General features: G+C 37.6%; 5 protein-coding genes and 1 pseudogene. All 6 read right to left on the bottom strand.

Annotated features, from left to right (window positions below; genetic code table 11):
• Positions 1 to 203: 203 nt before the first annotated feature.
• Positions 204 to 1,536: pseudogene (locus IX315_RS09325) on the bottom strand (RNA-binding domain-containing protein); the annotation flags it as partial.
• A 16-nt stretch (positions 1,537 to 1,552) separates the two neighbouring features.
• The gene (locus IX315_RS09320) at positions 1,553 to 3,106 is read right to left on the bottom strand and encodes an AAA family ATPase (RefSeq protein WP_211837408.1); all 1,554 of its coding nucleotides are present in this window, start codon (positions 3,104 to 3,106) and stop codon (positions 1,553 to 1,555) included.
• On the bottom strand, positions 3,076 to 4,350 hold the full coding sequence (locus IX315_RS09315; protein WP_211837407.1) for a PHP domain-containing protein: 1,275 nt from the start codon (positions 4,348 to 4,350) through the stop codon (positions 3,076 to 3,078). The genes IX315_RS09320 and IX315_RS09315 overlap by 31 nt, the downstream gene beginning before the upstream one ends.
• Positions 4,351 to 4,362: 12 nt before the next feature.
• The gene (locus IX315_RS09310; RefSeq protein WP_211637447.1) at positions 4,363 to 4,590 is read right to left on the bottom strand and encodes a helix-turn-helix domain-containing protein; all 228 of its coding nucleotides are present in this window, start codon (positions 4,588 to 4,590) and stop codon (positions 4,363 to 4,365) included.
• Between the two features lie 117 nt (positions 4,591 to 4,707).
• The gene (locus tag IX315_RS09305; RefSeq protein WP_211637449.1) at positions 4,708 to 5,430 is read right to left on the bottom strand and encodes a hypothetical protein; all 723 of its coding nucleotides are present in this window, start codon (positions 5,428 to 5,430) and stop codon (positions 4,708 to 4,710) included.
• Between the two features lie 25 nt (positions 5,431 to 5,455).
• Positions 5,456 to 6,297 (bottom strand): relaxase/mobilization nuclease domain-containing protein (locus IX315_RS09300; protein ID WP_211837406.1); only part of this gene is annotated, 842 nt, incomplete at its 5' end.

The raw sequence follows: 6,297 nt of genomic DNA, 5'->3' as shown, positions 1-6,297 counted from the left end.
TCCCTTGCGAGAGTCGGGAATAGTTGTAAGTGCCTTAAAAAGAGAGTTCATAAATCCTTTGTTATATGAGTTAAACTATTGATTATCAGATATAAAGATACTAATAATTTGCGACATAAACAAGGATATTACATTGAATTTCAAGGCTTTAAATGACATTTATGAAAGAGTGTCGATACAGCATTTCAAATGCGATTGCCCTGCCTTTTGGCTAAATCTTTCCTTGTAACTTGCGGAAAGTCTTTTATTTCATCTAATATTTCATCCTCTATATTTCTTGGGCTTTTCTTGGGTCTTTACTGTGCTTTTCTTGGGCAGTTTCTCCTCCAAAGCCTTCTTCAAAATACTTTTGAGAAACGTTCTCAACTACTCGAAAAGCTGTAATCAATGAAAAATCAAAAGAGGCTTGCCCATTACCGTTTTCTTCCAACTCATTCTGAACTCGATAGACTCCACGGCTGAATCGGTTTACATAGCCCAAGACTTTCATTGCTTCGGCAATAAAGGGATTCCGATAATCACTCACATTGGGGAAATTATCGGGACTGACCTTGCCGTACAATCCTCCAGGGTTTTGAATCTCAATGCGGTCGTCGTACTCATAAAACTGAATAGGTGCATTCCCTTCGTAATCCCTGTGCATAATGGCATTCATCAATAACTCTCGAGTAGCCCAGTATGGGTACTTGGAAACTGTTTCTTCCCGAAGTACACTTACGGGAATGGGGCGCTTTTGAGAGATACTTGTCTCGACAAAAGCATCAATCTTAGGCAATACCCGACAAAGATTTCCGCTAAACTTATGTTCATTGAAAATATCACCCGCACGATCCTTACCCTTGAAGCGTACATATTGAATATACGCTCCATGTACGTGTCGCTCAGGATTCTTTCCAAACAGGACAATAGCCCCATTAGTCGGACAGTTATAACGCAAATCATATAAGCCAAGAGAGGCAAGTTGATCCGTAATATCTCGTTTATCTTCAGCGAGAATATCCTCAGCCACAGCTTTGGGCAAAAACTCCTTATGAATGAGAGCTATATCCAAGTCGTCAATGCTCGTTCCCAAGCAAGGCATGGCGTCAAAGGTACGAACATTGGAAAGTCGCCTTTCTGTGAGTATCTTTTCTTCAGCCTCTGTTGCAGTGCTCTTCCGAGGGCCGACACGCACCCAAACACGACCACGATAACGTACAGGAGGAAATTCAGAAGGCTGAACTTCTGCCACCAATACATCTCCTTCATCAAAATGGAACTTCTCCACGGTCATGGTGGGCTGAGGGAGAATGTTGCATCCGTCCGAATATTGGCAATCTGCAATAAGAGTTTATCATCAACCTGCAAACCTGACAACTCTCCATTGTCCTTGGCTCCAATAATGAGATAGCCATTCTTACCACTTCCGGACATATCATTTGAGAAAGCAAATATAGCCTGACAAAACTTATCCATATTGCCAGTCAATTCTGTTCTCTCAATATTGTAGCTCTCCGTGTCTGAAAGCATTTGTAGAAGCTTATTTGTAGAGATCATTTGTTGGTATTTTGCACTATCTAAATCCATATTTTTGCTCTCTCTTTTCGAACGCTTCTCTTCCCCCCTCTAAAATTTCGCAAACATGCTCCCTTATTCCTTGTGACTCTAAAACTATGTATTGTTCTGGTTCAGGTTTCTTATTTGGCATTGTGTCTTCTAAAGCACCATTTGTATATTGAAATCTTAATGAGTCTCTATTAGGAGAATTAGTTCCATGCTGATTAGCAACAATGATATTTTCAGCATCTGCGCTAACTACCACATTAGGATTATGGGTAACGAGGATGATCTGACGATGCTTCTTTTTGGTTTTAATGTACTGCACCAGTTCGTTATAAATAGCCCTATTATCTAAGCTGTCCTCTGGTTGATCTATTAAAATAGGGCATCTTTTTGTGCTGAAATCTAACAGCAATTTGAGTATTACAAAGGCCTGTTTCCCTTCAGACATTTCTGAGAAGCTATCATTTTGGAATGATAACTCATAGGAATATTCAAACCAAGGTCGTCCTAAAAGTTCTTGAAGTACATTGGAATTTGCATTAGAGCCTTTATAAGTAATCTTATTTTCTACAGCTTTTTCTAAAAACATACGGCATCGATTTTCAGTATCTTCTGCATAATTATCAACAAACTCCCTTAGGAAGTCCTGTCTTTCAGCTCCTTGTTGATTTAACCTGCTTTGAAGAAAGTCTTTAAGATCTTCTTTCAAGAATTGTTTTTTCGCAGAAATCTTTATGCCGTCATATTCTATCAAAAGGTCATTTGCGACTTTTTCTACTCCTATTTTATAACTAAGGTGTTTTTGTACAATTGATTCAAGAAGTGAATTTAGAGTTTTCTCATGGGTTTGTTTTTCTATTTCATTTTTAGCAATATCATTTAATCTTATATGTTCTTCTTTCAGCTTAGCTTGTAAATCAGATAGCTCTTTATTGTTTTTATAATATTGTTCGACCTCTACGAAGGCTTCGCTACTCTTTATTTCTATAATCCTAGCTTTTTCCTTCTCCTTCTGTGCATTTGTACTTCCTATTAGATCTTGTACTAGGGCTTCTCTCTTCTCCTTATCATATTCCTCCAAAAGCTGAAAATACTCAGAAATCTTACTTACATTCTCTGGAAGATGCAAAGAATAATGATTTATTTCTTTCAAATACTCATTCTTAACAGGGCTGATTTCTTGAAGATTTTTGAGTACAAGTAAATCTTCCTCTGCTTGAGTAATCCTTTTTTCACATTCTAGAATTTCATTCTGGTTGATAGAATAAGTACCTAGTTTTTCAGGTGATATATTCACTCTATGACTGAGAACATCTAACTTCCCTTTTAGACGCTCTACCTCAGCCTCAACTCCCTTTTTATCTCCTTTTTTACTTAGATTTCTATTCAACTCATCAATCTCATTTTTTAACCTCTGTACATCATGTATATCTGTGATAAGCTCCTTACTCGTTTTAGAACACTCTTCTTCATATGTTTTTACAATCTCGTTCTCGGGGCGGATTTTTATAATATTTTGAATTAGATCATTAGTTAGTTTTTTATCTTTAGCGATTCTATACATGTAACTTTGTGAAAAAAATCAATTTCTCTTTGGGACGAAGTGTCTCCATCTTTCCACCTAACGCATACACTTGATAGGTGCCCATCAATAAAACCGTTATCGTCTCTGTCTGTAGAGATGTTGGGATCGATCTTTTTGGCAATAGACTTTAGTAGAGTTGACTTCCCTGTGGATCTTCCCCCAATAATCGTATTTAGGTTTTCACTAAGAAAAATTTTCCCTTTCCAGAAATTATTTTCGTCTAATTCAACAGAGTCAATTACATGATAAACACTTTTATCATCGGGAACGTCTTGTTGGATTATGACCCTCTCCTCTGGCTCATACAAGATTTGTTTTAATCCACTAAATGTCAAATTCGCCTTTATCCAACAAAACTTATTATCATCTGGGCTGAAAAGTTTATCCTCTTTATGGGCATCCGAACCATGAATACATGGTTTTAAAGAGCCACACTTTTTCTTCACTATTTCAGCAGAAGATCCAGCCTTTTTCCCTAGGAAATAGTCTCTATCATTACGATTACTTGAAAAAATACAATCAGACATTTTATAAATAAAATCTCTAGTTCCACCTAGAGATCCTGATTCATTTTCAAAAAGATCATAGTGTTTCTGTATTCCTGATGCCCCATCATTACTAGAATTACTTACGATAATTATGACATTATCACGAAGTTCAGGCTTGCTGGAAATAACATCATGAAGCTCTTTAGGTGAAAGACAAAAATTATCTATTCCTTTTTTATAGGCTATATCATCATCACTTAAGCTAGGATCTAAGTCTTTTCCGTAAGCGATAATGCCATCTCTGTTCATTTTGAATTTATTGCACTCAATTGAGGCGAAAAAATCATTTTCTAGATTTTTCAGAAAGGAAGGTTCTGGATTAAAGATACAATGTATATTGATTAATCGCCCTTTATCTGTTACGGGAAGCATTCTTAACTCGACATTTGGCAGTATAAGTATCCCCAAGATATATTTCTTCTCCTCTTCTGAAAATTGGGTGTTTTTATTAATCTCTTCTTGAAATTTACGAACCTTCAAATAGTTATCAATGCTGAAATAATCTGTAACACCAATGGCTTTTATGTCATTCTCTATCGCTTTCTTGAACAACGTGATGCAGAAAGTATTAAAGTCTGGACTTGAGAATTGGTCATTTTTATTTGTTCCTTTGGTGTGAATGTGTAAATCCCATTTTCTCCATTCACTCCCTCTTTTTTCTTCTGGAATATTCATAGTATCTATTCTTTAATTAGTTACATTAAGTTTGTTTTCTTGGGAGCTTCCTATTAAATCTTTGCTATCCACATCCAATATCTCCGCAATCTGGAAGAGGGTTTCGAGGCTTGGTTGACGGCGGTTGCAGACATAGGCATTGACAATGCTGAAACTCTTGCCGAGTTTTTCGGCAAGCCATGTTTGCTTAATTCCTTTCTCCTCAAGCATTTCTTTGATTCGATTCATGGGTTTATCCATCGCGTTCAATGTTCTTTTGATAGCGCAAAGATATGAAAAAAAATAGCATAGAAAAAGGGAATGAGGATTTATTTTCTCATTCCCTTAAATCTTTTAATGGGTGTGGAAGAGAAGCATTTATTTCCGTTGTTTTATGGATTCTGCTTGCTTATGAAGTTCATTTGCTTGCGATGTGTTCAGGCGGGCTCGTTCTGTCTTTTCTGCCTGTTCTTTGACCAATCGTTCGTAAGTTTCCACTTGTTCTCGGATAAGTGCAATCTGCTGTTCGTCTCTCTGATAAGTAAAAACCGTTTCCAAATCCATTAGCTTTTCCTGATGGGCTTCTCCATACATTTTGATGTGGCGATACTTCAAGTCATTATCCGACAGTTGACCGTTTTGTCGCATTTGCCAGAAGTTTCCAACCAGAGAAAACAAAAGAACAAGTCCCATACAGCAAAGAGTGATAACCGTTTTACTGTTCTTAAAGTCAAGACTAAAAACATGTTCTTTGCGGATGACAGTACGACTCTCTTTGCCCATCTCATCAATTTTCGCCTCAATGGCTTGTAGAGTCTCTTTTTTCTCTGAGCCCCATCCATCCAGCTTCTCAAAGGCTATTTCCAGTCCTGCCACTACGCTCTTGGTAAGTATTTCTTCCAAGACCCTGATTTGTTCGGGAGAAAATACCTCTTGCTTTGAAAGTGTATTCATCCTCTCAAAAAGTTCTTCGATTTTACTCAAGTCGATTGTTTGTTGTTCAGATCTTCCCTTTAAGGAGGAAGCCATTTCCGTAAGACTTTGCTTCAATTCCTCAAATAGACCATATACGGCCGAGGTATCCATTCTATCTGTATTCATATACTTTTTCTTTTGTGATTAAACATTAGTGCAGTACCCTGCGTATTCTGATTTTACTTTTAGCTGCCAACTTTCGGGCTTTCAGAGCCTGAATGTATTCGGCAAGCGTTGCATCATAATGAGGGCTATTAAAGAGAGAGAAAATGCTGAGTTGCCCGATAAGAGAATCAAGAGCATCCATCACACCTCCAGTTTCCGATGTTTTGAACTCTTGTTTTTCTGCCACTTGCAGTGCTTGATAGGCATTGTCTTTAATCTGCCTGTCAATCTTTGAGAAGCTACATTCTCTATCTACATGGGAGCCTGAAATCCGATTACCGTCTTTCTCAAAGATGATGCCTTGAATCTTATCTGTATTGCCATTAATTTTGAATTCCAAGCCTATACCTGACTGCTTTAAGGTCGCTTGCAACTGCTCCCACGTCAAACTTTGAGGAATAGCTTTTTTGAGAGCATCGTAAATCTCATATTTGGTTTTGTCGTTCCCTTTCAGCCGTTCACGCTTGACATTCTCTTTTCCAGAAGCAATATATAATCCGTATTTCTTAGTCAGTTCCATGCAGACCTTTGTGCTACGTAGTTTTTCATTTTGATCCGAAATTCTTCGACCATCGTTATCAATACGATTGATTACTATGTGTATGTGTGGATGGTCTGTATCGTGATGGCGAGCAATAAGATACTGTGTGTTGGAGTAGCCCATTTTCTGTAAATATTCCTGTGCCACCTTGACCATAAAAGCATCCGTTAAACGCCCTTTATCTTGAGCTGAGAAATCCAAAGAGATGTGGGCTACAGGTTTCGTAATCTTGGGATTAAGTTTACTTTGAGTAATAAAGCTTCGGATTATGGCTTCTCTATCTTTCA

This window comes from Porphyromonas levii (genome assembly GCF_018206105.1).
GTDB lineage: Bacteria > Bacteroidota > Bacteroidia > Bacteroidales > Porphyromonadaceae > Porphyromonas_A > Porphyromonas_A levii.
This window is presented reverse-complemented; position numbering and strand designations above follow the sequence as displayed.

What these genes read in the sequence shown, in the direction of transcription:
- IX315_RS09315 (WP_211837407.1), bottom strand. Translation starts at nt 4,350, where the DNA reads ATGAATATTCCAGAAGAAAAAAGAGGGAGTGAATGGAGAAAATGGGAT.
- IX315_RS09305 (WP_211637449.1), bottom strand. Translation starts at nt 5,430, where the DNA reads ATGAATACAGATAGAATGGATACCTCGGCCGTATATGGTCTATTTGAG.
- IX315_RS09320 (WP_211837408.1), bottom strand. Translation starts at nt 3,106, where the DNA reads ATGTATAGAATCGCTAAAGATAAAAAACTAACTAATGATCTAATTCAA.
- IX315_RS09310 (WP_211637447.1), bottom strand. Translation starts at nt 4,590, where the DNA reads ATGGATAAACCCATGAATCGAATCAAAGAAATGCTTGAGGAGAAAGGA.